The sequence below is a fragment of the Halobacillus sp. Marseille-P3879 genome (assembly GCF_900240285.1).
Lineage (GTDB): Bacteria > Bacillota > Bacilli > Bacillales > Halobacillaceae > Halobacillus_A.
On the sequence record NZ_OESS01000001.1, the window covers coordinates 1,489,457 to 1,514,474 of the forward strand.

General features: G+C 39.6%; 29 protein-coding genes and 1 riboswitch. Of the genes, 22 read left to right on the plus strand and 7 right to left on the minus strand.

The window, feature by feature from the left end; genetic code table 11:
• Positions 1–70: 70 nt before the first annotated feature.
• From C1A12_RS07310 to C1A12_RS07365, 14 genes are all read left to right on the plus strand, one after another.
• Positions 71–430, plus strand: coding sequence for a carboxymuconolactone decarboxylase family protein (locus C1A12_RS07310; protein WP_101843312.1), 360 nt, complete (start codon positions 71–73; stop codon positions 428–430).
• A 244-nt stretch (positions 431–674) separates the two neighbouring features.
• On the plus strand, positions 675–797 hold the full coding sequence (locus C1A12_RS21515; protein WP_255408394.1) for a hypothetical protein: 123 nt from the start codon (positions 675–677) through the stop codon (positions 795–797).
• Between the two features lie 255 nt (positions 798–1,052).
• Positions 1,053–1,838 carry a Fe-S cluster assembly ATPase SufC gene (gene sufC, locus C1A12_RS07315; protein ID WP_101843167.1) on the plus strand — a complete coding sequence of 262 codons (786 nt, stop codon included), beginning with the start codon at positions 1,053–1,055 and terminating at the stop codon, positions 1,836–1,838.
• A gap of 19 nt (positions 1,839–1,857) precedes the next feature.
• Complete coding sequence (gene sufD, locus C1A12_RS07320) at positions 1,858–3,165, plus strand: Fe-S cluster assembly protein SufD (RefSeq protein ID WP_101843168.1); 1,308 nt, start codon at positions 1,858–1,860, stop codon at positions 3,163–3,165.
• Positions 3,165–4,385, plus strand: a complete 1,221-nt coding sequence (locus tag C1A12_RS07325; RefSeq protein WP_101843169.1) for a cysteine desulfurase — start codon at positions 3,165–3,167, stop codon at positions 4,383–4,385. The genes sufD and C1A12_RS07325 overlap by 1 nt, the downstream gene beginning before the upstream one ends.
• Positions 4,375–4,815: a Fe-S cluster assembly sulfur transfer protein SufU gene (gene sufU / locus C1A12_RS07330; protein WP_101843170.1), complete on the plus strand. Its 441-nt coding sequence runs from the start codon at positions 4,375–4,377 to the stop codon at positions 4,813–4,815. The genes C1A12_RS07325 and sufU overlap by 11 nt, the downstream gene beginning before the upstream one ends.
• Positions 4,816–4,847: 32 nt before the next feature.
• Positions 4,848–6,245 carry a Fe-S cluster assembly protein SufB gene (gene sufB, locus C1A12_RS07335; protein ID WP_101843171.1) on the plus strand — a complete coding sequence of 466 codons (1,398 nt, stop codon included), beginning with the start codon at positions 4,848–4,850 and terminating at the stop codon, positions 6,243–6,245.
• Positions 6,246–6,400: 155 nt separating this feature from the next.
• Positions 6,401–7,213, plus strand: coding sequence for a sulfite exporter TauE/SafE family protein (locus C1A12_RS07340; protein WP_101843172.1), 813 nt, complete (start codon positions 6,401–6,403; stop codon positions 7,211–7,213).
• Between the two features lie 11 nt (positions 7,214–7,224).
• Positions 7,225–8,616, plus strand: coding sequence for a bifunctional UDP-sugar hydrolase/5'-nucleotidase (locus C1A12_RS07345; RefSeq protein WP_101843173.1), 1,392 nt, complete (start codon positions 7,225–7,227; stop codon positions 8,614–8,616).
• A 226-nt stretch (positions 8,617–8,842) separates the two neighbouring features.
• Positions 8,843–9,616: a sporulation protein YunB gene (gene yunB, locus C1A12_RS07350; RefSeq protein ID WP_101843174.1), complete on the plus strand. Its 774-nt coding sequence runs from the start codon at positions 8,843–8,845 to the stop codon at positions 9,614–9,616.
• A 54-nt stretch (positions 9,617–9,670) separates the two neighbouring features.
• Positions 9,671–9,852, plus strand: a riboswitch (Lysine riboswitch).
• Positions 9,815–9,955: a hypothetical protein gene (locus C1A12_RS21070; protein WP_159462159.1), complete on the plus strand. Its 141-nt coding sequence runs from the start codon at positions 9,815–9,817 to the stop codon at positions 9,953–9,955. It overlaps the preceding riboswitch by 38 nt.
• Before the next feature lie 86 nt (positions 9,956–10,041).
• Positions 10,042–11,592 (plus strand): Na+/H+ antiporter NhaC family protein, encoded by a 1,551-nt coding sequence (locus tag C1A12_RS07355; RefSeq protein ID WP_101843175.1) that lies wholly within the window; start codon positions 10,042–10,044, stop codon positions 11,590–11,592.
• Positions 11,593–11,818: 226 nt separating this feature from the next.
• A complete protein-coding gene (locus C1A12_RS07360) occupies positions 11,819–13,345 on the plus strand; it encodes a sodium-dependent transporter (protein WP_101843176.1) in 1,527 nt (508 codons plus the stop codon).
• A gap of 1 nt (position 13,346) precedes the next feature.
• Entirely contained in the window at positions 13,347–13,451 is a 105-nt protein-coding gene (locus C1A12_RS07365) for a methionine/alanine import family NSS transporter small subunit (protein ID WP_101843177.1), read from the plus strand.
• Positions 13,452–13,729: 278 nt separating this feature from the next.
• On the opposite strand, the gene C1A12_RS07370 is transcribed toward C1A12_RS07365, so the two are convergent.
• Positions 13,730–14,665, minus strand: a complete 936-nt coding sequence (locus C1A12_RS07370; RefSeq protein WP_101843178.1) for a M23 family metallopeptidase — start codon at positions 14,663–14,665, stop codon at positions 13,730–13,732.
• Positions 14,666–14,688: 23 nt separating this feature from the next.
• Positions 14,689–15,276 carry a YhcN/YlaJ family sporulation lipoprotein gene (locus tag C1A12_RS07375; RefSeq protein ID WP_235001549.1) on the minus strand — a complete coding sequence of 196 codons (588 nt, stop codon included), beginning with the start codon at positions 15,274–15,276 and terminating at the stop codon, positions 14,689–14,691.
• Between the two features lie 129 nt (positions 15,277–15,405).
• On the opposite strand from C1A12_RS07375, the gene C1A12_RS07380 reads away from it, so the two are divergent.
• The gene (locus tag C1A12_RS07380; protein WP_373420424.1) at positions 15,406–15,678 is read left to right on the plus strand and encodes a YutD family protein; all 273 of its coding nucleotides are present in this window, start codon (positions 15,406–15,408) and stop codon (positions 15,676–15,678) included.
• Positions 15,679–15,780: 102 nt separating this feature from the next.
• On the opposite strand, the gene C1A12_RS07385 is transcribed toward C1A12_RS07380, so the two are convergent.
• Positions 15,781–16,047 (minus strand): SAV0927 family protein, encoded by a 267-nt coding sequence (locus C1A12_RS07385; protein ID WP_101843180.1) that lies wholly within the window; start codon positions 16,045–16,047, stop codon positions 15,781–15,783.
• 58 nt (positions 16,048–16,105) lie between these two features.
• On the opposite strand from C1A12_RS07385, the gene C1A12_RS07390 reads away from it, so the two are divergent.
• Both C1A12_RS07390 and C1A12_RS07395 read left to right on the plus strand, forming a co-directional pair.
• Complete coding sequence (locus tag C1A12_RS07390) at positions 16,106–16,573, plus strand: DUF86 domain-containing protein (RefSeq protein WP_101843181.1); 468 nt, start codon at positions 16,106–16,108, stop codon at positions 16,571–16,573.
• Entirely contained in the window at positions 16,560–17,339 is a 780-nt protein-coding gene (locus tag C1A12_RS07395; protein ID WP_101843182.1) for a TIGR01457 family HAD-type hydrolase, read from the plus strand. Before C1A12_RS07390 ends, C1A12_RS07395 begins: the two co-directional genes overlap by 14 nt.
• 17 nt (positions 17,340–17,356) lie before the next feature.
• Here C1A12_RS07395 and C1A12_RS07400 read toward each other — a convergent pair whose 3' ends face one another.
• Both C1A12_RS07400 and C1A12_RS07405 read right to left on the minus strand, forming a co-directional pair.
• A complete protein-coding gene (locus C1A12_RS07400) occupies positions 17,357–18,907 on the minus strand; it encodes a hypothetical protein (RefSeq protein WP_101843183.1) in 1,551 nt (516 codons plus the stop codon).
• Positions 18,908–19,032: 125 nt separating this feature from the next.
• A complete protein-coding gene (locus tag C1A12_RS07405) occupies positions 19,033–19,581 on the minus strand; it encodes a phosphatidylglycerophosphatase A (RefSeq protein ID WP_101843314.1) in 549 nt (182 codons plus the stop codon).
• 100 nt (positions 19,582–19,681) lie between these two features.
• Here C1A12_RS07405 and C1A12_RS07410 point away from each other — a divergent pair, with 100 nt between their 5' ends.
• Positions 19,682–20,647 carry a D-glycerate dehydrogenase gene (locus C1A12_RS07410; protein ID WP_101843184.1) on the plus strand — a complete coding sequence of 322 codons (966 nt, stop codon included), beginning with the start codon at positions 19,682–19,684 and terminating at the stop codon, positions 20,645–20,647.
• Positions 20,648–20,696: 49 nt separating this feature from the next.
• On the opposite strand, the gene C1A12_RS07415 is transcribed toward C1A12_RS07410, so the two are convergent.
• Entirely contained in the window at positions 20,697–20,963 is a 267-nt protein-coding gene (locus C1A12_RS07415; protein ID WP_200816558.1) for a NifU family protein, read from the minus strand.
• Positions 20,964–21,081: 118 nt separating this feature from the next.
• Between C1A12_RS07415 and C1A12_RS07420 the strand changes: the two genes are divergently transcribed.
• The 3 genes from C1A12_RS07420 to C1A12_RS07430 all read left to right on the plus strand — a co-directional run bounded on the left by C1A12_RS07420 (position 21,082) and on the right by C1A12_RS07430 (position 22,254).
• On the plus strand, positions 21,082–21,408 hold the full coding sequence (locus C1A12_RS07420) for a YuzD family protein (protein WP_101843186.1): 327 nt from the start codon (positions 21,082–21,084) through the stop codon (positions 21,406–21,408).
• A gap of 77 nt (positions 21,409–21,485) precedes the next feature.
• A complete protein-coding gene (locus tag C1A12_RS07425; protein WP_101843187.1) occupies positions 21,486–21,722 on the plus strand; it encodes a YuzB family protein in 237 nt (78 codons plus the stop codon).
• Between the two features lie 169 nt (positions 21,723–21,891).
• Positions 21,892–22,254: an iron-sulfur cluster assembly accessory protein gene (locus C1A12_RS07430; protein ID WP_101843188.1), complete on the plus strand. Its 363-nt coding sequence runs from the start codon at positions 21,892–21,894 to the stop codon at positions 22,252–22,254.
• A gap of 191 nt (positions 22,255–22,445) precedes the next feature.
• Here C1A12_RS07430 and C1A12_RS07435 read toward each other — a convergent pair whose 3' ends face one another.
• Positions 22,446–23,432, minus strand: a complete 987-nt coding sequence (locus tag C1A12_RS07435) for an NAD(P)/FAD-dependent oxidoreductase (protein WP_101843189.1) — start codon at positions 23,430–23,432, stop codon at positions 22,446–22,448.
• 308 nt (positions 23,433–23,740) lie between these two features.
• Here C1A12_RS07435 and C1A12_RS07440 point away from each other — a divergent pair, with 308 nt between their 5' ends.
• Entirely contained in the window at positions 23,741–24,961 is a 1,221-nt protein-coding gene (locus C1A12_RS07440; protein WP_101843190.1) for an NAD(P)/FAD-dependent oxidoreductase, read from the plus strand.
• Positions 24,962–25,018 lie beyond the last annotated feature (57 nt).

Consider the following 25,018-nt stretch of genomic DNA (forward strand, 5'->3'; position numbering starts at 1 on the left):
GAAATCCATCGTGTGGTTGATACTAACCTCATGATGGATTTTTTTATTGGAAGGAGTTTAAGTAGTGGAAATGGAAAATACCGAAATTAATCTCGCAGAAGCTTATTTACAGGAATACAAACATGGAATGGGTGTATTCTCTGAAAAAATGCCTCATGTTTCCCATGCTTTTAGTGAGTTTTCTGAAGCTTGCTTTAGAGAGGGAGAACTTTCTAAAAAGGCAAAGCAGTTAATGGCCTTAAGTATTAGTGTTGTAGCTCAAGATGAATATTGTATTGTTTATCATACAAAGGGTTGTATAGATCAAGGGGCAACTGAACAAGAGTTAATGGAAGCATGCGGTGTTGCAGCTGCGTTTGGAGGAGGTGCTGCTCTTAGTCAGGCGGTAACTCTGGTTCAAGAAGCGGTCTCAGATTTAAAGCATCATTAACTGAAAAGTTAGAAAATAAAAGCATGTATTAGTAATAAGGATAAAATCAAAGGTACAATCGCTTACATCCGATATATAAACTATAAAATCGAGCAGAAAAGTCTTTAAAGGAGTTTGGAGTAAATACCAGTGTATGGTAACCTGAATTGTGTAAAAAATCTGAAAGGATTGATTTATTATTACTGACAATTTAGGTTTGAATTACACCCCTGATATGGAAAAAGCAATGCACCAGAAGCATAATATGAGCTATGCTGAGTATGCTAACAGTCTAGATCAAATGATGAAGGTTGAGAAAGAGCGGGAAAAGGAATTCAAACAAAGTCAGAAGCTTGTTACTGAAGTTGATCGTCAAATCTTTAAATAATAAGTTTTATAAAGAAATCGGATGACTGGTGAAGTTATCCGATTTTTTTATTTATATATTTTTGTTATTATATTAAGGAAGTAAACGGGTTGAAAATTCTTTGTGAAATAACCATTACCAACTGGTGTCGAAACATGGAAATCAGTTGATATCAGTTTCGAAATGATATAAGATTGTAATGAGAATAAATTGAGAATGGTTTTTGATCCAATTCAACCAGAGCATGAAATAAAATAGATACTGGAGGTATTATTTATGGCAGGATCAACTCTTGAAATTAAAGATCTTCATGTAGAAATCGAAGGTCAGGAAATCTTAAAAGGTGTAAACCTTACAGTAAAAGGTGGAGAATTCCACGCAGTTATGGGACCTAACGGAACTGGTAAATCAACTTTGGCTTCAGCAATTATGGGTCACCCTAAATTTGAAGTTACACAAGGACAAGTTCTCCTTGATGGTGAAGATGTGCTTGAAATGGAAGTTGATGAGCGTGCACAAGCTGGTCTTTTCCTTGCGATGCAATACCCAAGTGAAATTAGCGGCGTAACGAATTCTGATTTCTTGCGTTCAGCTATTAATGCTCATAGAGAAGAAGGCGACGAAATTTCTTTAATGAAATTTATTAAAGAAATGGATACTGCAATGGATACGCTTGACATGGATAAAAACATGGCGCAGCGTTATTTAAATGAAGGGTTCTCCGGCGGTGAGAAGAAGCGTAATGAAATTCTTCAGCTAATGATGATTCAGCCGGCAATTGCCATCCTGGATGAAATTGACTCCGGACTTGATATCGACGCACTTAAAGTAGTAGCAAAAGGAATAAACGAAATGCGCGGCGAAAATTTCGGCTGCTTAACCATTACTCACTATCAGCGTCTGTTAAATTATATTACTCCTGATAAAGTACACGTAATGATGCAGGGGCGTGTTGTAAAATCCGGTGGACCAGAATTGGCTGAACGATTAGAGGCCGAAGGTTATGATTGGATTAAGCAGGAGCTTGGCATCGAAGACGAAACGATTGGTCAAAAAGCGTAATAGAGATAGGAGGGATACAATGACTGTAAAAGTCTCACTACCATACGATAAAGATTATGTTTCAAATTTCTCTCAAGGCTTAAATGAACCAGACTGGATGAAGACCCTTCGTCTAAATGCGCTGGATAAAGCAGAATCTTTAGAAATGCCTAAGCCTGATAAGACAAATGTTAAAGATTGGAATTTTACTGAATTTAAACATCAGGTAGAAGGTGAAACGATTCAAACGATCCAGGACCTTCCAGAGGAAATGCTCAGCCTGATTGATCAAGATAAAGAAACACAAAATTTAATATTGCAGAGAAATCATTCTGTGGCTTTTGCTAATCTTGAACCAAGTTTAGCAGAGCAAGGTGTTATATTTACAGATATTCAAACAGCTATACGCGACCACAGTGAGTTGGTAGAGAAGTATTACATGACTGAAGCAGTTCATGTGGACGAGCACAGGCTTACAGCCCTGCACGCAGCCCTTATGAACGGCGGGATCTTTCTCTATGTTCCTAAAAATGTAACGATCAAAGAACCTCTACAAGCTATCTTCTGGCAGGAAGACCCTGAAGCAGCGTTAGTAAATCATGTGCTGGTTGTGGCTGAGGAAAATAGTTCTGTAACGTATGTAGAAAATTATACGTCTAATAATAAAGAAGAGAAGACTTCTGCCAACACGATAACTGAAGTTTTTGCAAAAGCGGGCGCCAAGGTTTCCTTTGGTGCAGTAGATAACTTTGAAGCAGGGACCACCGTTTATGCAAATCGTCGCGGAGTAACTGATCGTGACGCTGTTATTGAATGGGCACTTGGACAGATGAATGAAGGAGATACTGTCTCTGAAAACATTACACATCTTATTGGTGACAACTCCCAGTCTCATGCCAAAACTGTTGCTATCGGCCGCGGTTCCCAAAAACAAAATTTCACGGCTAATATCACTCACTTTGGTAAAGGCTCAGACGGTTATATTCTTCAACACGGTGTTATGAAAGATAAATCTTCCGGAATCTTTAATGGCATTGGAAAAATTGAGCATGGAGCTTCAAAATCAAATGCAGAGCAGGAATCTCGTGTATTGATGTTAAGTAAAGATGCTCGCGGGGATGCCAACCCAATCTTATTAATTGATGAAGATGATGTAACAGCAGGACACGCAGCTTCTGTTGGCCGTGTTGATCCTATGCAGCTCTTTTATCTAATGAGTCGCGGAATCTCCAAATTTGAAGCGGAGCGTTTAATTATCCATGGCTTTTTAGCACCTGTCGTCAACCAACTTCCAATTGAAGCTGTTAAGCAGCAGCTAAGACAGCTTATCGAAAGGAAAGTATATTAATGGATGTAAAAGCCGTCCGTGATGCGTTTCCTATTCTTCATCAGGAAGTAAATGGACATCCACTTGTGTATTTAGATTCTTCAGCAACTTCTCAAAAGCCGGCTCAGGTGATTGAGAAGTTGGAGGAATACTATAAAGGATATAATTCTAATGTCCACCGTGGAGTTCATACTCTTGGAACAAAGGCAACCGATGAATATGAAGGTGCTCGTGAGAAAGTAAGAAGGTTTATTAATGCGGGCAGCACGCAGGAAGTTATTTTTACAAGAGGGACGACGACTTCTATAAATACAGTTGCTGCAAGTTATGGACGTGAGAATTTAACAGAGGGTGACGAGATTGTCATCACTCCTATGGAACACCATAGTAATATCATTCCCTGGCAGCAGCTTGCTAAAGAGACAGGGGCCGCTTTGAAATATATGCCATTACAGGAAGATGGCACGATTTCAATTGAAGATGCTGAAAACACGATTACCGATCAAACAAAAATTGTCGCAGTTATGCATGTTTCTAATGTTTTAGGAACGATAAACCCTGTGAAAAAAATTGGTGAAATTGCTCATAGCCATAATGCTGTTATGCTTGTTGACGGAGCCCAGAGCGCACCTCACTTAAAAGTAGATGTGCAGGATATGGACTGTGATTTCTTTGCATTTTCCGGCCATAAAATGTGTGGACCTACCGGAATCGGAGTTCTTTACGGTAAACGTTCTTTGTTAAAAGACATGGAGCCTGTAGAGTTTGGAGGAGAAATGATTGATTTCGTTAATCTTTACGACTCTACATGGAAGGAGCTGCCTTGGAAATTCGAAGGGGGTACGCCAATTATTGCCGGAGCTGTAGGGCTTGGAGCTGCAATTGAATTCTTAAATCAAGTGGGATTAGAAGAAATAGAAGCTCATGAACACAAACTTGCTCAATACGCTCAGGAAAAAATGACTCAAGTGGATGGTCTTAATATTTATGGACCTAAACAAAGAGCAGGCTTGGTTACTTTCAATATTTCTGATGTACATCCTCATGATGTAGCTACTGTTTTGGATGCGGAAGGAATTGCTGTACGTGCTGGTCACCATTGTGCACAGCCGCTTATGAGGTGGCTGGAGGTAACAGCTACGGCTAGAGCCAGCTTCTATTTGTACAACACAGAAGAAGATATTGATCGCCTCGTTCAGGGATTACAAACTACAAAGGAGTATTTTGGCGATGTCTTTTAATAATTTAGATACGCTATACCGCCAGGTTATCATGGATCATTATAAGAACCCTCGTAACCGCGGATCCGTTGAAGGCGATCATCTGACGGTTGATATGAATAACCCTACTTGCGGCGACCGTATTCAATTACAGCTGCAAGTAGAGGATAATGTCGTTCAGGATGCCAAGTTCGACGGGGAAGGCTGTTCGATCAGTATGTCTTCAGCATCTATGATGACCCAGGCGATTAAAGGAAAGTCAGTTGATGAGGCACTTAAGATGTCAAACTTTTTTTCGGAAATGATGTTGGGTAACGAAGTAGATGATGATAACCTAGACTTAGGGGACATCGAAGCCCTTCAGGGTGTTGCTAAATTCCCCGCCCGAATAAAATGTGCCACTTTAGCTTGGAAAGCAATGGAAAAAGGTGTAGATGAAGACGAAGCGTAATTGCTTGATATACCAAAAGGAGGTATTTAACAATGGCTAAAAAAGCGCCAGAAGTTGGAGAGTACCAATACGGGTTTCACGAAAAAGATGTCTCTATTTTCCGTACTCAAAAAGGTTTAACAAAAGAAGTTGTTAAACAAATCTCTGACTATAAAGAAGAACCGAAGTGGATGCTTGATTTCCGCTTAAAAGCATTGGAACAGTTTTATAAAATGCCTATGCCTCAGTGGGGCGGAGATCTTTCAGAATTAGATTTCGACGATATCACGTACTACGTTAAGCCATCAGAACGTTCTGAACGTTCCTGGGATGAAGTACCAGAAGAAATTAAAAACACGTTTGACCGACTGGGTATCCCGGAAGCTGAGCAGAAATATCTTGCAGGGGTTTCTGCACAGTACGAATCTGAAGTGGTTTACCACAACATGGAGAAAGATCTGGAAGACCTTGGTGTAGTATTTAAAGATACAGACACAGCGTTAAAAGAAAATGAAGATATCTTTAAAGAATACTTTGCTAAAGTAATTCCAGCTTCTGATAATAAGTTCTCAGCATTAAATTCTGCTGTATGGTCCGGCGGTTCATTCATTTATGTACCAAAAGATACAAAAGTAGAAACACCGCTCCAGGCTTATTTCCGAATTAACTCTGAGAACATGGGACAATTTGAGCGTACCCTCATTATCGTAGATGAAGGTTCTTCCGTCCACTATGTAGAAGGCTGTACAGCACCAACGTATTCTTCCAGCTCTCTTCACAGTGCGGTAGTTGAAATCTTTGTTAAGAAAAATGCGTACTGCCGTTATACCACGATCCAGAACTGGGCGAATAACGTGTATAACCTTGTTACGAAACGTGCAGTTGCTGATGAAAATGCCACAATGGAGTGGGTTGACGGTAACTTAGGTTCCAAACTTACAATGAAATATCCTTCTGTTATCCTTAAAGGAGAAGGAGCACGCGGGATGACTCTATCTATCGCGCTTGCAGGTAAAGGACAGCATCAGGACGCTGGTGCGAAAATGCACCACCTTGCGCCTAACACATCTTCCACAATCGTTTCTAAGTCAATCTCCAAGCATGGAGGAAAAGTGACGTATCGTGGAATCGTGCAATTTGGCCGTAAAGCGGAAGGTGCACGTTCCAATATCGAGTGTGACACATTGATTATGGATAACGAGTCCACTTCTGATACCATCCCTTACAATGAGATCATGAATGAAAATATCTCACTTGAGCACGAAGCTAAGGTATCTAAAGTATCTGAAGAGCAGTTATTCTACTTGATGAGCCGCGGCCTTTCAGAAGAAGAAGCAACAGAGATGATCGTAATGGGCTTCATTGAGCCATTTACGAAAGAACTGCCTATGGAGTATGCAGTTGAAATGAACCGTCTCATTAAGTTTGAAATGGAAGGTTCTATCGGTTAATATAGTTAGAAACGTGCAGGTGGTCTTCCATCTGCATGTTTTTTTTTGCAGCCGCAGAGGCTGTTGACAGAGGCGGTTTTTATGATCGTTAGATGAATTTCGCATAGGAATCGTGATACTATAATAATATCTTATATATAGATAGAAGGCTGAATATGTTAATTGCACTTTCTTTGTTTATTGGATTTATTACTGCTTTTATTGGTAGTATAGCAGGATTAGGAGGGGGAGTAATCCTTGTACCTGTACTACTGTTTTTAGGTGACCAGCTGGAGTCTTTCCATTGGGTGACACCTCAGTCCATTGTAGGAATTTCACTTGTGGTAATGGTTTTTACCGGACTTTCCTCAGCTCTTTCCTATGTAAAACACAACAGGGTGGACCTAAAGATGGGTTTCCTCTTAATGGGAGGAAGTATCCCGGGCGGCCTTTTTGGTTCCTGGCTTAATCAGTTTTTTAAAACGGATAGCTTTGAATTATTCTTTGGAATTGTGATGATTGGGGTTTCCTTAGTTTTTTTTCTGCCCAGAGATACGAATTGGCGTCTATTTAAAGGGGGCATTCCCCGGGAGAAAAGAGTAAATGGACAAACTTATTTTTACCGTGTACCTGTAATAGTTAGTATAATTTTCGCCTTTGGAGTCGGGGTGCTTTCCGGTCTGCTTGGAATTGGCGGTGGATCTCTTATTGTGCCGGCGTTAATTTTATTGTTTAAGGTCCCGCCACATATTGCTACAGCTACCTCAATGTTTATTATCTTTTTTGCCAGTATTACAAGCTCAGGGGCACATGTGTATTTAGGAAACGTGGATTGGATGCAGACTCTGCTCTTTATTCCTGGGGCATATATTGGAGGAACTGTGGGGGCAGCTGTAAACCGTAAGTTGAACAGTAAATCTGTCGAATGGTTCTTAAGAATATTACTTATATTAATCGGTATTCGTCTAATTTGGCAAGGGATCGGATAAGGAGAATGGACATGAAGGAAAAAATCTTTCTTTATTATACGAGCGACTTACATAGCCACTTTGAGAACTGGGCACAGATTGTAGGTTATTTTAATCAAAAAAAAGAGAAGCATATTTACCGAAATGAAACGTATTGGCTTCTTGACAATGGGGATCATGCTGATCGATTTCATCCGATTACTGAAGGACTGATGGGACAAGGAAATGTAGAGTTATTAAATGAAGCAGGTTATAACTTTGCAACTCTGGGTAACAACGAAGGAATTACTCTCTCTTATGACGATCTTTATCGTTTGTATGACGAAGCTGAATTTAAAGTGTTGTGTGCAAATCTTCGTTCACTAAAAGACCCCCAGCCCAGTTGGCTGCTGCCATATACGATAAAGACCACACCCTTAGGCACAAAGGTCGCTGTTATTGGCTTGACAGCTCCATTTGAAACGTTTTACCGAATGTTGGGATGGGAGATAGCCTCCCCCTATACTGTATTGGATAAATATTATGAAGAAATCTGTAACCAGGCCGATATTTTTATCCTTCTTTCTCATTTAGGTATTCATGATGATGAAGAAATCGCAAGACACTATCCGGCTATTGATGTAATTATTGGAGGACATACTCATCACTTATTTCAAAACGGAGAGCATTATGGAAACACTCTATTAACAGCAGCCGGTAAACATGGAACCCACCTGGGCGAAGTTCTATTGGAGTGGGACCATACAAGCTGTGGTTTATCTAAAAAAGAAGCCTATGCTGTGTCTACGGAAAACCTTTTGAAAGATAAAAAGGTTACTGACGATATCGACAAAATGAGAGAGAAAGCTTTAAAGCATTTACAAACCAGTGTAGCTGTATTGAAAAAACCTTTGCAAGTAGCCTGGTTTAAGGATACCTTGTTAATGAGAAGGTTAACAGAAGAGTTACGGGAATGGACCAAAGCTGATGCAGCCATGCTGAACGCAGGGGTGCTACTTGACCATTTAAACCCGGGGAGAATTACGTATGAAGATATACACCGCATTTGTCCACACCCAATGAACCCTTGTAAGGTAGAAGTTACTGGTGATGAACTTCTGGAAATAATCAGGGTGGGCCATACAAAAAAACTTACCCAGATTCGTTTAAAAGGCTTAGGATTCCGTGGTGAAATTATAGGTAAAATGATATTTTCCGGAATAGTGATTCAAACGGTTGTAGGCAGTGATGGAGAAGAGAGAGTTCGTCATGTTACAATCAATGGCTCACCAATTGACCGATATAAAACTTACACGCTGGGGACTGCTGATACATTTACTTTTGGGCGGTTATTTCCCGAAATTGCTTATTCTAAAAATAAGCAATATTATATGCCTGAGCTTTTACGCGATGTGTTGGCAAAAGCCTTAAAGAATATCGATTGAACTAGTCTAAAATTACTGCCTGCTGTCACGGTCGGTATTTAATTGAGAACCAATAACTTACATTTCACGTTATCCCTAAGGAGTTGGAGGAAGGTGAAGTGGTTGCCTGTCAGGGACTTTTGTAACAAGAGACACTCTTAATATCATGGGCTGTCTCATAATTTTATTTAGTTAGTTTTAAACCCTTTCTGCTTATCATATAGATAAGGGCAGGAGGGGTTGTTTTATGGGAAAAATCAGGGCGAGTCCACCCTCATTTGGTAAACGTATCGTACTAACCTTGTTATTCTTTATTATTTTTACAGGAATTTGTTTAGTTATTATCGATCGTGGAATCACCCCCACCCTGGAAGAAATTGCTGAAACAAAAGCACAGCAATTAGCAAGGGATGCAATCAATGAAGCAGTAAGCAAGCAAATCTCAGAAGAAATTCAATTCGAGGATCTAATACGAATGGAGAAAGACAATGAAGGTAATGTTGTTTACATGGGTTGGAATTCTGTGGTCGTTAACAGGACTTTGCGGAACACAACTTTACGAGTACAGAACTTCTTAAAGCGAATGGAGTTAAACGAACTTCCGTTAGAAGATACTTCTTTAGATGCTGAGGTTTTTCCTGATGAAGAGGCACCTGAAGAACCAGGAGAGGAACCTGCTACTCTAATAGAAATACCCGTCGGTTTAGCGACAAACAATTCTATCCTTTCCAACCTGGGTCCAAAAGTGCCGGTACAGCTGCGGGTCATAGGAGATGTGCAGTCTGAATTTAAGAATGAAATTACAGAGTACGGAATCAATTCTGCTCATTTTCAATTATCGATTAATTTTACTGTCAGCTTGCGAGTGGTAATTCCGTTTTCTACAGAAACAACGGTGGTGGAAAACGATATTCCAATTGATTCAAGCACGATTATGGGAGAGGTTCCGCAGTTTTTTAATGAAACTGGAGAAACGGGAAAATCGCCAACATTTTCCTATCCTATGGATCCCTTGCAATAACAACGTCCACCTGTTAAAATGTGAAAGAATTAAATATGCGTGACCTTATCAGATCGGTGAGGTAGAGGTGCAGGCTTCATTAGTATTCAGTGGGAGTGGACAGCAAAGATCACATGAAGAAAGGGGAGACTTGCCGAAGTTTATTGGAGTTGTCAGCTCCTATAAGCTGGTATATGTCTAAAGAAGAGATATACTGTCATGCAATCACTTTGGGTGCATGGTGCGCTACTGATCGAAATGGAGGATAATCAAATTGCTATTTTAGGCAGTGGTAGGTTATTTTCTATCATTGCCTTTTTGTATGCATTTTTATTTGCAGCTAGAGATAGCACAACTTGAAGTGCTCCGCTTCATCATCCCTCATTTTCAAAAGTAGTTTTCCACACACCCCGTTTTCATCAATAGAAACACGGAGGGAACCACACATGGAAGGAACAATTTATTCAGTTATTCCAGCATTACTAATGCTGATTCTTGTTATAGCTACAAGAAAAGTAATTTTATCTTTAGGGATTGGTATTCTTGTCGGTGCATTTATGCTGACCCAATTTAATCTTGTAGAAGGATTTAATTTAGTTTGGGAAACGTTTTACACGATATTTTTTAGTGAAGGTGAAGTAAATACCGGCAACTTGTACTTGTTAACGTTTCTGATTCTTCTAGGGATTACAACAGCTTTTATGACCGCTTCAGGTGGAAGCCGAGCATTCGGGCTTTGGGCGATCGAAAAGATAAAAAGCCGTAGGGGTGCTAAACTCATCCCGTCTTTGTTAGGGATTATGATTTTTATTGATGATTATTTTAATGCATTGGCTGTTGGTCAGGTTGCCCGCCCGGTAACAGATCGTCATAAAATTTCCCGGGCTAATCTGGCGTACTATATCGACTCCACGTCGGCACCAATTACCGTTATTTCTCCTATTTCAAGCTGGGGAGCCTACATTATAGGTACAATCGGTTATATTCTGGCTGACAACGGAATTGAAAATTACCAGGCTTTAGAAGCGTTTATCTTGATGATTCCGGCAAACTTCTACGTATTTGCTGCTTTACTTCTCGTCTTTTTAACAATCTTTTTAAAGTTAGATATAGGGGCAATGCGTCATCATGAAAAACGTGCATTAGATACAGGAGAAGTGACGAATCTCGATAAAGGGAATGTACCTGGTGATTTAAACGATGAATTTAAAGAGCATAACAACGGTCGTATTTATCATCTGGTATTACCTATTGCAGCTCTAATTCTTGGTACCGTTACGTCTATGGTTGTTACTGGGATTCAAAATGGAGAGAATGCCACCAGTATCTTATCTATTTTTGAGAATACTGATGTAAACATTTCATTATTCTTGGGTGGTCTGGCAGCAGTCGTACTGGCAGCGGCACTCTATTTTACACAGCCGACACCAAAATCAGGGATCAGCCACGTAACCTATGAAGGAATTAAAGCTATGCTTCCTGCTATTTATATTCTTGTTTTTGCATGGATGATTGGAGATGTAATCGGCCAGCTGGAAACAGGGGAATATCTGGCTGAGCGTGTTACACAGTCTTCTATTAATACAGCCTATTTACCGTTTTTATTATTTATTGTTTCGGGTTTTATGGCTTTATCCACAGGTACATCCTGGGGAACCTTTGGAATTATGCTGCCCATTGCCGGAGAAATTGCTGCTGTTACAGATGTGAATCTAATACTGCCGGCATTAGCTGCTGTATTAGCCGGGTCAGTATTTGGAGACCATTGTTCACCAATCTCTGATACCACTATTTTATCCTCAACCGGGGCAGGAGCTAACCATATCGATCACGTGATTACTCAGCTGCCTTATGCTCTAATAGCTGCTGCAGGTGCTTCAATTGGATACCTCGTCTTAGGTATTACTGGACAGGTGGTCTTTCCTCTGTTGATAACCTTAGTGGTTGTATTTATTGTAGGTATTTTGATTCATTTAATGAATCGTCAAAAATATTAAAATTGGAAAAATATAAGGGACAACGAAGTGCGTCAAATGTACTTTGTTGTCCTTTTTTTGTATCAAAGAGAAAAATAGTAATTTTCTTATATTACTTTGACATCGAACTAAGGTACCGGTATAATAAGCATGAATAATCTGAAAAAAATAAAAATTAGAAACATTCTCTTCTGTACATGCTCATATTATAAACAGAAGAGAAATGTATCTAAGGGAGGTCTTACACATGGAAAATCGTGCACAATGGGGGACGAGAGCCGGGTTTATCTTGGCAGCTGTCGGGTCTGCAATCGGCCTGGGTAACATATGGCGTTTTCCTTCAGTCGCCTACGAAAATGGTGGAGGGGCATTTTTTATTCCGTATTTATTTGCTCTTATAACAGCTGGTATACCGTTACTTGTCATGGAATTCACGATAGGTCATAAGTACCGTGGATCAGCACCGCTATCATTTTTCCGTATGAATAAGAAAACAGAATGGCTTGGATGGTGGGCCGTAATCGTATCCTTTGTTATTTCAACGTATTACGCTGTCATTATTGCCTGGGCAATTTCGTATAGTATTTTTGCGTTTAATTTATCTTGGGGTGAAGACACGGAAGGCTTCTTGTTTAGCGAATATTTGAATTTATCCGTAGATCCTGGCCAAGCAGGAAGCTTAGTACCTGGAGTCTTAATCCCGCTTATCGTCGTCTGGGTAATTACCCTGGGAGTATTGTTTAAAGGGGTCAAAAAAGGGATTGAGGCAGCCAACAAGATATTTATTCCGACGTTGGTCGTATTGTTCTTGATCATAGTGATCAGGGCGATTACACTGCCAGGTGCTGCAGAAGGTCTGCAAACCTTTTTTGCACCGAATTTTGAAACGATTACTTCAGGTTCAGTATGGGTGGCAGCTTATGGACAGATTTTCTTTAGTTTATCCATTGCATTCGCGATCATGATCACATATTCCAGTTATCTGCCGAAGAAATCAGATATTACTAATAACGCTTTTATTACTGGTTTTAGTAACTCTAGTTTTGAACTTTTAGCTGGTATAGGTGTGTTCGGAGCTTTAGGGTTTATGGCATCACAAATTGACGTACCTGTTGAGGAAGTCGTTAGTGGAGGCGTAGGACTTGCGTTTGTAGTTTTCCCGCAAATTATTAATGAATTCCCTGCGTTGAATGGACTATTCGGTTTCTTGTTTTTTGCATCTTTAGTTTTGGCAGGTCTGTCTTCCTTGATCTCTATCTCGGAGACCTATGTTGCAGGGATCAGCGAGAAGTTTGGTTTATCAAGAAAAGCTGCAGTTGGCTTTGGCGGCGGAATTGCTGCCCTTATTTCCCTTACTTTCGCCACGCAGGGCGGTCTGTATTTCTTGGATGCGGCTGATTACTTTATTAACCAGTTCGGCGTAGCATTCGTCGGGTTAGTTGAAGTTATCGTCATTGCATGGTTTGTTCGTAATCTTAATGACTTTCAGACTCATGCAAATGGGATTTCTGATTTGCATCTGGGTGGGTGGTGGAAGATTTGCCTTGGTGTAATTACCCCACTTGTACTTGGTTATATGATGTTTGATCTTTTCAAAACAAACCTGCTTGGTCAGTTTGAAACTGAAACCGGCAACTACGAAGGATATGGTGATACGTTCATATTGTTTGGCGGATGGGCTGTAGCAGCTTTTGCTTTAGTAGTTGGTTTCCTGATGACTTTGAAGCGTTGGGATGCCAAAGCTCTTGAAGAAACACACAGGGAGGTAGAATGATATGACAGCAAGTGCAATATTAATGATGATCATAGGAATGGTTGTAATTTGGGGAGGCCTTGTTGCGAGTATCATGAACGCAGTCAAAAAATCTAAACAATCATAAATATAAGAAGTAAAGCAGTGATGTAAAAAACGAACATTCGTATAAACGCAGATCACTAGCGTAGTCAAAATACGCAGACTCCTGTGGGAATAGCGCGAGCCGAAGATCCCACAGGAAAGCGTTCTTTGCTTTCCTAGGAAGCTGAGTCCGCGCCCACGGAAAGCGAAGTGTTTTGACGGAGCGATGGTGTGAATTCTTTTTAACATAAATAATCCGAACTGATTTCTACAGAATCAGTTCGGATTATTTTATGATTTATTCAGGTTTGTCCCAGCCTGTTAATTTTTTGCTGCTATGCGCTCCCATCTTTTTAAGTATGGATAGGGATCGAAGGACCATTCGTTCTTTCCGTTATCCTGATACATTCCGTAATGCAGATGCGGGGGAAACTTTCCTGAAGTCCCGGGTGGTCCATATCCGGTTGACCCTACGGACCCTATAACATCTCCAGGCTGGACTACATCTCCCACTTTTTTATCTTCTTCAAAACCGCTTAAATGAGCGTAATAATGATAAATGTTATAGATATCTCTAATTCCAATTCTCCAGCCCCCGAATTTATTCCACCCTTTCATTTCAATTACTCCATAAGTAGTGGAATGGACAGGAACTCCATAGTCAGCAAAGATGTCAGTACCCTCATGGATGCGACGCCCCCCAAAACCACGTGCGTCCCCCCATGTATTATGATACGTATAATTAGCAGTGATCGGTAAAGGAAAGTCTCGATCTGTTAATGTCACGGTTTGGAACTTTTCAAACACCTCAGCTGTATTCATAATAGTCTGGACTGTCAGGTCTCTTTTGTAGTAATTCCACAAGGCAATACGGATATCTTCTTCTGAAGTACCATAGGATTTTAAATATTTCCCAAGGCTCCACATAATATCCTCATCATTCGTCATATCTATTTTCTTGTTTCCGTCGCCCGTATCACCCCAGCCTTGCGGGAAAAAAGAAGGTTCGGTGTCTATTCCATTCCAAAATAGTGGGTCAGGACGAAAAGCAGTCACTCTTCCTTCAGGGGGGTCATCATGCACCTGCCGTTCATATTGGTCGATAGCGGCGAAGTAAGTCCATGGAATGCTGCTGACAGCTGCCGTCTTTTTATATATCGACATTCGTTCCACATCTTCTTCCTCAGTTGCTGCTGAGGCGAAGGAAGGTATAGAACTTATTAGAAAGAAAAGAGTGAATAAATAAAGTACTTTCATGTTGTACACCTTCCTAAAAAAATTTAATTTTCTTTAATATTTTCACTATTAACAGTCCCTTGAGGAGACTCTTTCATCTTTTCTACGATCCGCTCTACCACTTCACTATATTGTTCATCGTATACGGTTGAGTTACTAAGACTTTGAATATCTCCAAAAGAAGCAGGGTCATCAGATACGTAAATCTTATAAAAACTTGGAACTAATGAATAGGCTGTTTTCTTAACCATATCCGCAGCTTCGTCTCTGCTTTTATTCTCGGGAGCCTGGTAAGCAATAAGAATTTCATCGTCGGCTACAAGTGTGGCCACATCCTCGAATTCTTTATAGCGGAGAATCATCCTGGTGATCATGTCTGCCATCTGTTCCCTGTTTACCTTAATTTTGTGGTTAGCTTCTTCTTCCTGATCTAATTGATCTTTCTGAAAGCGAACATAACCAACCTGCCCATTATTCGAAGGCTCGTTATAATTATCCATCGCGTTCCCTTCTATAGAATGATCATTATCAGCTTCATGTTCAAGTTCCATTCCTTGTTCTTCCGTGTTGTTACAGCCTGTCATCAGTGCAATTGGAATAAATAGGGCTAGTATCAACTGATATATCTTCATACGACTCATCCTTTTTTCGTTCTTTTTTTTAGCTTGGACGGAATTTGAATTATGATACAAATTTTTCTGATCTATTTCCTTCAACAAATGGAAATATGGTACACTAAGAACTAGTTAGAGGTGATGGTATTGATCGAATTGTATGGAAAAAATTATGAATTAATTGAAGATCATAGAGAGGGGTTCAATGAAGAGGAAATTGAAGCCCGTTTTAGTGATATTTTGAGCAAGTATGATTATATTGTCGGGGACTGGGGTTACGGACAGCTAAGATTAAAAGGGTTCTACGATGATCAAAATACAAAGGCTTCATTTGATACAAAGATTACAACCCTGGACGATTATCTATATGAGTATTGTAATTTTGGCTGTGCATATTTTGTGTTAAAGCGAGTTGATTAATAAACCGACGTGTCCATAATCAGCACGTCGGTTTTATACTTACATATTCATTTGAATTAGACCGGGATTGTACTCCGCTAGTCATCGCTCTCGAAGCAATTTTTACAAATACTGGTCAAGGCATTCTCTTAGCTCATCCGCCTGCACTTGGCTAATGTGAAACACTTGTTCAAGGTGGCCTTTTTCATGAAGGGTCTGATGGTTCAATGAAAAATTATGATTCCCGAGCAAGTCGACAACTAACGTATCATCTTTCAAATAGTCTGCCTTTAAAAAGGCAAATTCAAAGCGTCTGCCACTTGCAGAGAAATTAATAAAACGAGTTAAAGCATGTTCTTCCTGGTCTTTAATTACTTTAATTATCGTCATATGAGGAACTCCTTTTTAAATTTTTTACTAAAAATACGCAATAGTAGGAGGAACGTCCATGTATTTTGTTAACCGCCAGCATATTGAAAATATCTTACAATATATGGAGGAGCTTCTGGAAGAGCAGCAGAAGCACCACTATCAAACTTTTGCTGAATCTCTATTGTTGGAACGTATCACTCATCTCCTAATAGAAACCATTATTGATACAGGTAATCAAATCATTGATGGGTTTATTATGCGGGATCCAGGCAGTTATGAAGACATAATAGATATTCTGACTGATGAAAAGGTACTTCCTGCTAATCAGGAAGAAAGTTACAAAAGTATAATAAGGCTTCGCAAATCTGTTGTGCAAAACTATATTAAAGTGGATCATCAAGAGATCAAATCCGTTTGGGAAAAGGAGTATGATACTTTACTGCAATTTCCCGAGCGTGTAAGAAATTACTTAGAAAACGAGCTTGGTCCTGTATCAGCTTTTTCAAAAGATGGAGTGAAACAAAAAGAAGATGACCAATTATAAAGGCTACCTTATTGATTTAGATGGCACCATGTACAGAGGAAATGAACGCATTCCGGGTGCAGCTGAATTTATTCATCGTTTAAATCAGGCTTCTATTCCGCATTTATTCATTACGAATAATTCCTCCTCAACTCCAGAGGAAGTGGCATTAAAATTAAAAAGCATGGGGATAGAGGCAGATTCTAATCAAATCTTTACTTCAAGTATGGCTGCTGCAAAGTATATTCATACAAAAAATCCTAAATCTAAAGCATACGTAATTGGGGAAAATGGACTTTATCATGCGTTAGCCATAGAAAATATTGATATTGACGATCATACTCCAGACTATGTAGTGATGGGGATCGACCGATTGATTACGTATGAAAAACTGGCAGAAGCATGCCTGCTGATTAGAAATGGAGCAAAATTTATAAGTACTAATTCAGACCGCGCTATTCCAACCGAACGAGGGCTCTTGCCGGGAAATGGAGCACTAACCTCCACAGTGGCCGTCAGTACCGGGGTAGAACCTATTTACGTAGGGAAGCCAGAACCCATTATTATGGAACAGGCGATCAGCTATTTAGGAATTCATAAAAAAGATATTATTATGGTAGGGGATAATTACCAAACTGATATATTGGCAGGAATTCGCGCTGGGATTGATACATTGATGGTAGAAACAGGAGTAAGTTCACAGGAAAGCATAAAAGGGATGAGTTCACAGCCGACTTTCGCAATAGGTAGCTTGTCAGAATGGGAAATCGACAGAACGCATATTTAAGCGTCCTGTCGATTTTTTTATAATAAATATGGACCAAAAAATATAGTAATAAATAATAGGTGAATCCCTACGAAATAACTCAATTTAAGGGAGACCGACCAATCAAGACTTTTTCTGTGCCCCATCAGTATCCCGAATACCAGCAAAGCGAAAATAAAAATATAAATAAACGGACTTGCTGGAAAACTCAAATAATCGGGAGCCCGTACCATTAATTCAGGTGTAAACACTCTATCCTTATAGAAAAAAGCAGCAAGTAAATATACACCAATACCGGTAAATAGAATCCAAGGTCGGTCACGATCGAGTGCTGAACCTTTTCCAAACATAATAAACAGCATAAACACCATAGGCCAGATAAACCAAAGCAGCCCCAGGATAATGGTTAAAAAGCTGTATGACAGCATCCCAAGTGTTTTCCCAAGGGCATCCATTAAATAATGCCCGGCTATTTGTTCGGATATTACAACCGCTTCGTCTGCAGTTGAAGATAGAAGCAGTTGATTTTCCTCTCCCATAATATCCAGCCAGACGATCGTATCTTTGTCAACCCACTGAGGGGACGCTGAGGATTCAGGTGTATTGCTTACTCTTGTGACACTGCTCGCAGAGTCACCCTTCAAAGCAGCCTTATATATGTTGAATTGATTATCGGATCTATATTTAGTTTCTGTGTAACCCAGACCTTTAAATAAAATCTCATTTTGGTCCTCTGTCACCCTCATCGTAATATCCGAGATTTCAGCTAGTTTTTGATCGGCCTTTGGATCCTGGAACTGTATTTTTTTGAATTCAGGGTCTTCATCTAAAGCGTGACTCGCGAAATAGTTAAAGCTTTCAGGTGATCCTGACATGTTTTTCTTTAGATAAGTAGTCAATACAACGGAATAGGTTTCGTTCTGAATGGTAAATTGAAGGTCTTCTATAACTTCAGATTGATTTACTGTAAATTCACTTTCTCCAATCAATTCTGTTCCCTTTTCGCTCACTTCATAAAAATTTAACTGAGTATTCCCATTTCCATTATATTCAGTAAGCAGATAAGTGTTTTGCTCATTTTCGTATGTATGCAGTTTAGTTTTTTCGTTTTCCAGAGTTAAAATTGAAGTGGACTCTGAGGTCTCCGGGTTATAGAGGTAAACCTCCATATCATATTGATAAAGAACGAATTGATCTAGAGCAATAAACTGTTGGATATCCGATATCTTTTCATTACTTTCCCCGTCATACATGGAATAATAGTCAGAATAGAGGAGGTGATCTTCGTCTAAATAATATTTAGTCCACTTATCATAAGGAATAGGGTGCATTTCCTCCTCGATTATAGTAAAAGAGTTGTCAAAAGATCGTATGTTGACCCCGTCATTAGTTAAATAAGATGTTTTTAAATTATCGGTTGTTTTCTGAATGATGGGAAGGTTCGTTGAAGGAGTTAACCCCAGTTCAATCTCTCTGCTCCAATTTTTACTTGGGGGTTCTGTAACTTTGAGATAATTTTCATAAAAAAGAAGACCAATTCCAATTAAGATAACCAATGTAGGCCATATCCATATATACCGTTTTCTCATTTTTCCTATCCTTTCCATAAGTGTAATTATATTACGATTATATACGAAAAAATATGAGAAAAGTTTCGATATGTTAAAAAAACCACGCAAGATTTTTTGCGTGGTTTTTTTAGCAGATGGTATATTTAATATTCTTCACCGACTGCACTATGGGCCAGCCGGCTTGAAGCTGCTGCTGCAATAGCACCGACAATATCATCAAGGAAAGTGTGGCACTGGCCTGATGATTTATCGTTTAATTTTTTTAATATTCCTGGTTTCTGTTTGTCTATATATCCGTAATTGGTAAATCCAATAGAACCGTAGACATTTACAATCGAGAAGGCAATGATTTCATCCACTCCGTACAGTCCTTCATCTGCTTCAATGGTAGATTGAAGGGGTTCCTCAAGCGTGTTTTGTTCAGCTAATACATCTAATTGAATGCCTGTAATGATTGCGTTTTGAACTTCTCTTTTTTTAAGGACCTGATGCACATTGAACCGGCAGTCTTCCATGGTTAGATTAGGATGATATTTGGATTGCAAGTAATAGACCAACTCTGCCATATCGTCGATGGTAACGCCTCTTTCTATCAGCCAATCTCTGGCTTTCTTTTCAAGTGTACTCACTTTTCGATTTTCGTCTGACACTGTGATGACCTCCCTGTGTACAATGATGTCCTGATTAAACATTGGATGCGATAACAGTATTATACCAGAAGTAATTGCGTTATTTCTAAAATATGTGCTATACGCTTTCATTTCCTTTATAATGACAGTTGAGGTGATAACGATGGCCAAACCGTATATTTTTATTACAAGGAAGCTTCCTGAAGAACTGACAGCACCTTTAAGAAAAGACTTTGATATTCACATGTGGGAAAGTGAAAATACTGCCGTACCTAGAGAATTATTGGAAGAAGAAGCAATGAAAGCTGATGGGTTATTAACGATGTTAACAGAAAAAGTGGATGACAATTTGCTAAAGCAGGCGCCGAACCTGAAAATTGTAGCTAATCTGGCTGTTGGTTACGACAATATTGACTTAGAATCAGCCAGGAGTCATAACGTGATGGTGACAAATACGCCGGATGTATTAACGGACACGACCGCTGATCTCACTTTTACTTTATTGCTGACGACAGCAAGGAGGATTGTAGAAGCAGCAGAGTATGTTAAACAAGGAAACTGGCAGCATTGGTCTCCTTTTTTGCTCGCAGGATCTGATGTACATCACAAAAAAATAGGAATAGTTGGAATGGGGAGAATAGGGGAAGCGGTAGCCAGGCGTGCTTTAGGTTTTGACATGAACGTTTCATACTATAATCGTTCGCGAAAAATAGAGGTAGAACAGAAATACGGAATTCAATACGAAAAATGGGATGACCTCATTGCAAGTTCAGACTATATTGTATGCCTTGTTCCTTTGACTGATTCAACTAAGCACTTATTCAATGAGAGTGCATTTAGAAAAATGAAAAGCAGTGCTGTTTTTGTAAATGCTTCAAGAGGAGCTACAATGAATGAAGAACATCTTTATGAAGCATTAAAAGCAGGAGAGATAAGAGGAGCCGGACTGGATGTTTTTGAAGATGAGCCGATTCCTTCAGACCATCCGCTTCTTACATTAAACCAGGTGGTATGTCTTCCACACATAGGTTCGGCTTCACTTGAAACCAGAGAAGCCATGATTAAGCTCAGCTTGAGTAACTTAGAGAGCTTTTTATTAGGAAAGGGAGCAGTTACTCCTGTGTCTTAATGAAAGATCCGTACACGTTATTCGCGTACGGATCTGTGTTAAGGCTAATTTAAAATACTTGTTCGACTTCATAAATCCCTGGAACTTCTTGAGCAAGAGCACGTTCGATTCCTGCTTTAAGAGTTATTGTTGAACTCGGGCAGTTTCCGCAAGCTCCCATAAGGCGCAGGCGTACGATACCATCTTCAACATCAACAAGTTCTACGTCTCCTCCATCACGAAGTAAAAATGGGCGAAGTTTATTAAGCACTTCTTGAACTTGAGCTTCCATGTTCAATCTTCCCCTTTCATTAATCTTATTATAAATCGGAATCATTAAAAAATCTATTCATGACTCATAGAAAATAAAATTGAGAACCATTTTCATTTTATCTTTTTTATGAAGTTTTGTAAACTTGAAGAACGAGTAAAACAAGTGACAAGGGAGAATGGCCATGAATGAAAAAGTGCAATTGACCGTATACGGTTCTAGTGAACGCTGTGCAAGCTGCGTTAACGCTCCGGGGTCTAAAGAAACGTATGAATGGCTGCAAGCTGCGATTGGAAGAAAGTATGATCCTGAAAGGTTGACCTACCGGTATGTAGACGTCTTTGAAGACGAATACACTGAGGATGACGAAAAATATGTGGAACAAATCAAGGCTGACGAGTTATTTTACCCGTTAGTCATTATCAATGGAGAAATTGCCGGCGAAGGAAATCCAAGATTAAAAGATGTCTATATTTGCTTAGAACAAAATGGCCTACAGCCTTTAAAATAAGTTCTTACCTACTTTGAATGAATTATGATATCATAGGAATGGACTGGGGTTTCATCCAGATTAAAGAGGTGAATTGGATGAATCCATTAATCGAGTTTTGTGTTAATAATTTAATTAGCGGGTCTGATGAAGCAATGGAAGAGCTTGAGAAAGACCCGGACTTGGATGTTGTTGAATATGGATGTTTAAGTCATTGCGGCATATGTTCGCAAGGCTTGTTTGCATTAGTAAATGGAGAACGAGTTATGGCTGATACTGCTGAAGAACTTGTTTCAAATATATATCAACATCTGGAGGAAAACCCCTTGTTTTAAAAGCAGGTCGGTATACAGCCCTTTGCAGAGTTATTCTGCAGGGGCTTCTTTAATCGTTAATAACCTGCCATTTATTAAGGGCAATAGAATTATTTTAAACCTCATTTGTTTGATAAAAGTAATGGCAGTTAGTATAATTTCATTAAGGAATGGAAAGGAGAGTCTTAACATGATTCTTAACATTACAGATGCGGCTAATCATCAGATTCAGCAAATGTTGAAAGAAGAAGAGTCGACTGAGGTCAGCCTTCGTTTTGGCGTAAAAGGCGGCGGGTGCAGTGGATTGTCGTATGCCATGGGCTTTGAAGACGATATTAATGAAGAATTAGATACGATAGAAGAACACAATGGAATTCCAGTAGTTATTCGAACGCAGGATATTCCGATTATTGAAGGGACCACGATTGATTTTAAACAAAACATGATGGGCGGCGGGTTTACGATCGATAATCCGAATGCCATTGTATCGTGCGGCTGCGGATCTTCTTTTAAAACCGCAACAAATGAAGGTACGCCGGATCCTAACTGTTAAGCTGAAGAATAATAAAAGGAAGAGATTCAGGTTGTCGACAAAGTCTCGACAACCTGATTTTTTTGCGTTTTTCCGTAATTTTCACTAGTTAGCTCAGAGATCGACTGCTATAAAGGGAAGGCGGGGTTTCGGTGCTGCCGACAAGAAAAAAGCTTGCGGAAAAAATCTCCACAAGCTGAACCACTTTCTAATTATGAAAACATGCTGGTCGAATGCTTAGGCTGGACCCGCGCATCTGGATCCATATAAGCTTTTGCATTATTTACCGCAGTAGGCCCTTCTCCGAATCCTGAAGCAATTAATTTAACCTTTCCAGGATATGTGCAAATGTCTCCAGCTGCATAAATCCCCTTTATATTAGTTTCCATCTTCGAGTTAACAACAATGCTGTTCTTTTCAATTTCGAGCTCCCAGTCTTTAATAGGGCCGAGAGAGGAGATAAACCCATAATTGACAATCACTTCATCCACATCGATGAGTTTCACGTCATCGCCTTTTACCTCATGAAGCTCGATTTGTTCGATTCTATGGTCACCAACCATTTTTTCTGGCGTATAAGGAGTCAGTCTGTTAACTTTTGAGTTGGTTAACTGTTCCACACTATGTTCATGAGCTCTAAACTTATCACGCCGGTGGACAAGGTGTACCTGGTTGGCTATTGGCTCAAGCATAAGTGCCCAGTCTACCGCTGAGTCCCCGCCGCCGCAAATCACAACATTTTTGCCGGCAAACTTGTTCATATCATCCACATAGTAGTGAAGATTTGTCTCTTCAAATTTTTCGGTATCAGCAATCTTCAAACGTCTAGGCTGAAATGCTCCATTACCAGCAGTTACGATAATGGTTTTTGTATAATGAACTTCATTGTTGGTCGTAAGCTTAAAAGAACCATCCTCCAGCCGTTCAATGGTTTGCACTTCCTGCTCTAATGAGATTGCTGGATCGAAAGCCAAAGCTTGTTCTTTTAGATTGTCGACTAACTCCTGTGCCCCTACTCTAGGAAATCCGGCTACATCAAATATATATTTTTCAGGATAGAGAGCTGACAGCTGACCACCCAGGTGAGGTAAGCTTTCAATAATTTTAACACTGGCTTGGCGCATGCCACCATAGAATGCAGTAAATAATCCGGTGGGGCCGCCGCCAATAACAGTTATATCGTAAACTTTATCGCTCATACTAGTTGTCCCCCTATAAGAAATCAAATTACACTTTTTCTATTCTATCATAAAACATGACATATGATCATGTAAGTTGGAAGGAAAGCGCTTACTAATTATTTAAATATTTAAACTTTTCGGATAAAAAGGCAAAGGGTTGAAAATGCAAATAAAAAGGTCTAATATTGAGACTAGAAACCATAACGATTTTGTGACAGAAATATATACGAAACGACAGGCTTTTTTTTATGCATGATTGTGTGAAACGAGTCACAAGGGAAACAAGTCACAAGGGAAACAAATTAAATGAGATGGAAGTGATAAGGATGAAAAACCCTAACATTGTCATTCTTGGCGCTGGTTATGGCGGGATTATGACAGCAGTTAAGTTACAGAAGAGTCTTGGACCAAATGATGCTAATATTACATTAGTGAATAAGCACAGCTATCATTATCAAACTACCTGGCTTCATGAAAATGCGGCTGGAACTCTTCATCATGATCGTACTCGTATTAACATTAAAGATGTCATAAACACTAGTCAGGTTAATTTTGTACAGGATACAGTTGCAAGTATCCTTCCTGAAGAGAAGAAAGTAGTACTAGAGAATGGCGAACTTTCTTATGATTACTTAGTTATCGGTCTGGGATTTGAAGCAGCAACGTTCGGCATTCCCGGTCTTAAAGAGCATGCGTTTACTATTAACAGTATTAATAGCGCACGTCTGCTTCGTCAGCATATTGAATACAATTTTGCAAAATACAACAATGAAGTTAGTCCTAAAGAAGAACGCTTAAATATTGTGGTCGGTGGCGCCGGCTTTACTGGCATCGAGTTTGTTGGTGAGTTAGCTAATAGAATTCCTGAATTGTGCAAAGAATACGATATTCCACGTGAAAAAGTTCGTATTATTAACGTAGAGGCTGCCCCAACGGCTCTGCCTGGATTTGACCCTGAACTTGTGGAATATGCCATGAACTCCCTGGAAGCAAGAGGAGTAGAATTCAAGATTGGTGCTATGATTAAAGAGGTTACTGAGAACAAACTCGTGTTTGAAAAAGACGAGCAGCGTGAAGAGATAGCTACCAATACCGTTGTGTGGGCTGCAGGTGTAAGAGGAAATTCACTTGTGGAAGAATCAGGGTTTGAAGCAAACCGCGGGCGTATACCGGTTGAAGCTGATTTAAGAAGCAAGCAATATTCTGATGTGTTCATCGTTGGGGATTGTGCCTTAATCTTTAACGAAGAAACAGAACGTCCTTATCCTCCAACTGCACAAATTGCCATTCAAATGGCTGAAAACACAGCTGCGAACCTTACGAAACTGGTAAAAGGTGAGGATCATATCGAACCATTTAAACCAGATCTTAAGGGTACAGTTGCTTCTCTAGGTCATAATGATGCAATTGGTGTCGTTTTTGAAGATAAAAAGCTATTTGGCTGGTCTGCAACAGCGATGAAGAAAGTTATTGATAACAGATACCTTCTTAAATTAGGTGGACCAAGTCTATTGTTGAAAAAAGGAAAGTTGAATTTCTTAAAATAAAGGAAGATTGAAAAGCAAAGACAGTCAGTCTGTCTTTGCTTTTTTACAAGTAGGGGG

Excerpts from the sequence above, each read along its gene's own strand:
- C1A12_RS07310 (WP_101843312.1), top strand. The coding sequence starts at position 71 with ATGGAAAATACCGAAATTAATCTCGCAGAAGCTTATTTACAGGAATAC.
- C1A12_RS21515 (WP_255408394.1), top strand. The coding sequence starts at position 675 with ATGAGCTATGCTGAGTATGCTAACAGTCTAGATCAAATGATGAAGGTT.
- sufC (WP_101843167.1), top strand. The coding sequence starts at position 1,053 with ATGGCAGGATCAACTCTTGAAATTAAAGATCTTCATGTAGAAATCGAA.
- sufD (WP_101843168.1), top strand. The coding sequence starts at position 1,858 with ATGACTGTAAAAGTCTCACTACCATACGATAAAGATTATGTTTCAAAT.
- C1A12_RS07325 (WP_101843169.1), top strand. The coding sequence starts at position 3,165 with ATGGATGTAAAAGCCGTCCGTGATGCGTTTCCTATTCTTCATCAGGAA.
- sufU (WP_101843170.1), top strand. The coding sequence starts at position 4,375 with ATGTCTTTTAATAATTTAGATACGCTATACCGCCAGGTTATCATGGAT.
- sufB (WP_101843171.1), top strand. The coding sequence starts at position 4,848 with ATGGCTAAAAAAGCGCCAGAAGTTGGAGAGTACCAATACGGGTTTCAC.
- C1A12_RS07340 (WP_101843172.1), top strand. The coding sequence starts at position 6,401 with ATGTTAATTGCACTTTCTTTGTTTATTGGATTTATTACTGCTTTTATT.
- C1A12_RS07345 (WP_101843173.1), top strand. The coding sequence starts at position 7,225 with ATGAAGGAAAAAATCTTTCTTTATTATACGAGCGACTTACATAGCCAC.
- yunB (WP_101843174.1), top strand. The coding sequence starts at position 8,843 with ATGGGAAAAATCAGGGCGAGTCCACCCTCATTTGGTAAACGTATCGTA.
- C1A12_RS21070 (WP_159462159.1), top strand. The coding sequence starts at position 9,815 with ATGCAATCACTTTGGGTGCATGGTGCGCTACTGATCGAAATGGAGGAT.
- C1A12_RS07355 (WP_101843175.1), top strand. The coding sequence starts at position 10,042 with ATGGAAGGAACAATTTATTCAGTTATTCCAGCATTACTAATGCTGATT.
- C1A12_RS07360 (WP_101843176.1), top strand. The coding sequence starts at position 11,819 with ATGGAAAATCGTGCACAATGGGGGACGAGAGCCGGGTTTATCTTGGCA.
- C1A12_RS07365 (WP_101843177.1), top strand. The coding sequence starts at position 13,347 with ATGACAGCAAGTGCAATATTAATGATGATCATAGGAATGGTTGTAATT.
- C1A12_RS07370 (WP_101843178.1), bottom strand. The coding sequence starts at position 14,665 with ATGAAAGTACTTTATTTATTCACTCTTTTCTTTCTAATAAGTTCTATA.
- C1A12_RS07375 (WP_235001549.1), bottom strand. The coding sequence starts at position 15,276 with ATGAAGATATATCAGTTGATACTAGCCCTATTTATTCCAATTGCACTG.
- C1A12_RS07385 (WP_101843180.1), bottom strand. The coding sequence starts at position 16,047 with ATGACGATAATTAAAGTAATTAAAGACCAGGAAGAACATGCTTTAACT.
- C1A12_RS07390 (WP_101843181.1), top strand. The coding sequence starts at position 16,106 with ATGTATTTTGTTAACCGCCAGCATATTGAAAATATCTTACAATATATG.
- C1A12_RS07395 (WP_101843182.1), top strand. The coding sequence starts at position 16,560 with ATGACCAATTATAAAGGCTACCTTATTGATTTAGATGGCACCATGTAC.
- C1A12_RS07400 (WP_101843183.1), bottom strand. The coding sequence starts at position 18,907 with ATGAGAAAACGGTATATATGGATATGGCCTACATTGGTTATCTTAATT.
- C1A12_RS07405 (WP_101843314.1), bottom strand. The coding sequence starts at position 19,581 with ATGTTTAATCAGGACATCATTGTACACAGGGAGGTCATCACAGTGTCA.
- C1A12_RS07410 (WP_101843184.1), top strand. The coding sequence starts at position 19,682 with ATGGCCAAACCGTATATTTTTATTACAAGGAAGCTTCCTGAAGAACTG.
- C1A12_RS07415 (WP_200816558.1), bottom strand. The coding sequence starts at position 20,963 with ATGATTCCGATTTATAATAAGATTAATGAAAGGGGAAGATTGAACATG.
- C1A12_RS07420 (WP_101843186.1), top strand. The coding sequence starts at position 21,082 with ATGAATGAAAAAGTGCAATTGACCGTATACGGTTCTAGTGAACGCTGT.
- C1A12_RS07425 (WP_101843187.1), top strand. The coding sequence starts at position 21,486 with ATGAATCCATTAATCGAGTTTTGTGTTAATAATTTAATTAGCGGGTCT.
- C1A12_RS07430 (WP_101843188.1), top strand. The coding sequence starts at position 21,892 with ATGATTCTTAACATTACAGATGCGGCTAATCATCAGATTCAGCAAATG.
- C1A12_RS07435 (WP_101843189.1), bottom strand. The coding sequence starts at position 23,432 with ATGAGCGATAAAGTTTACGATATAACTGTTATTGGCGGCGGCCCCACC.
- C1A12_RS07440 (WP_101843190.1), top strand. The coding sequence starts at position 23,741 with ATGAAAAACCCTAACATTGTCATTCTTGGCGCTGGTTATGGCGGGATT.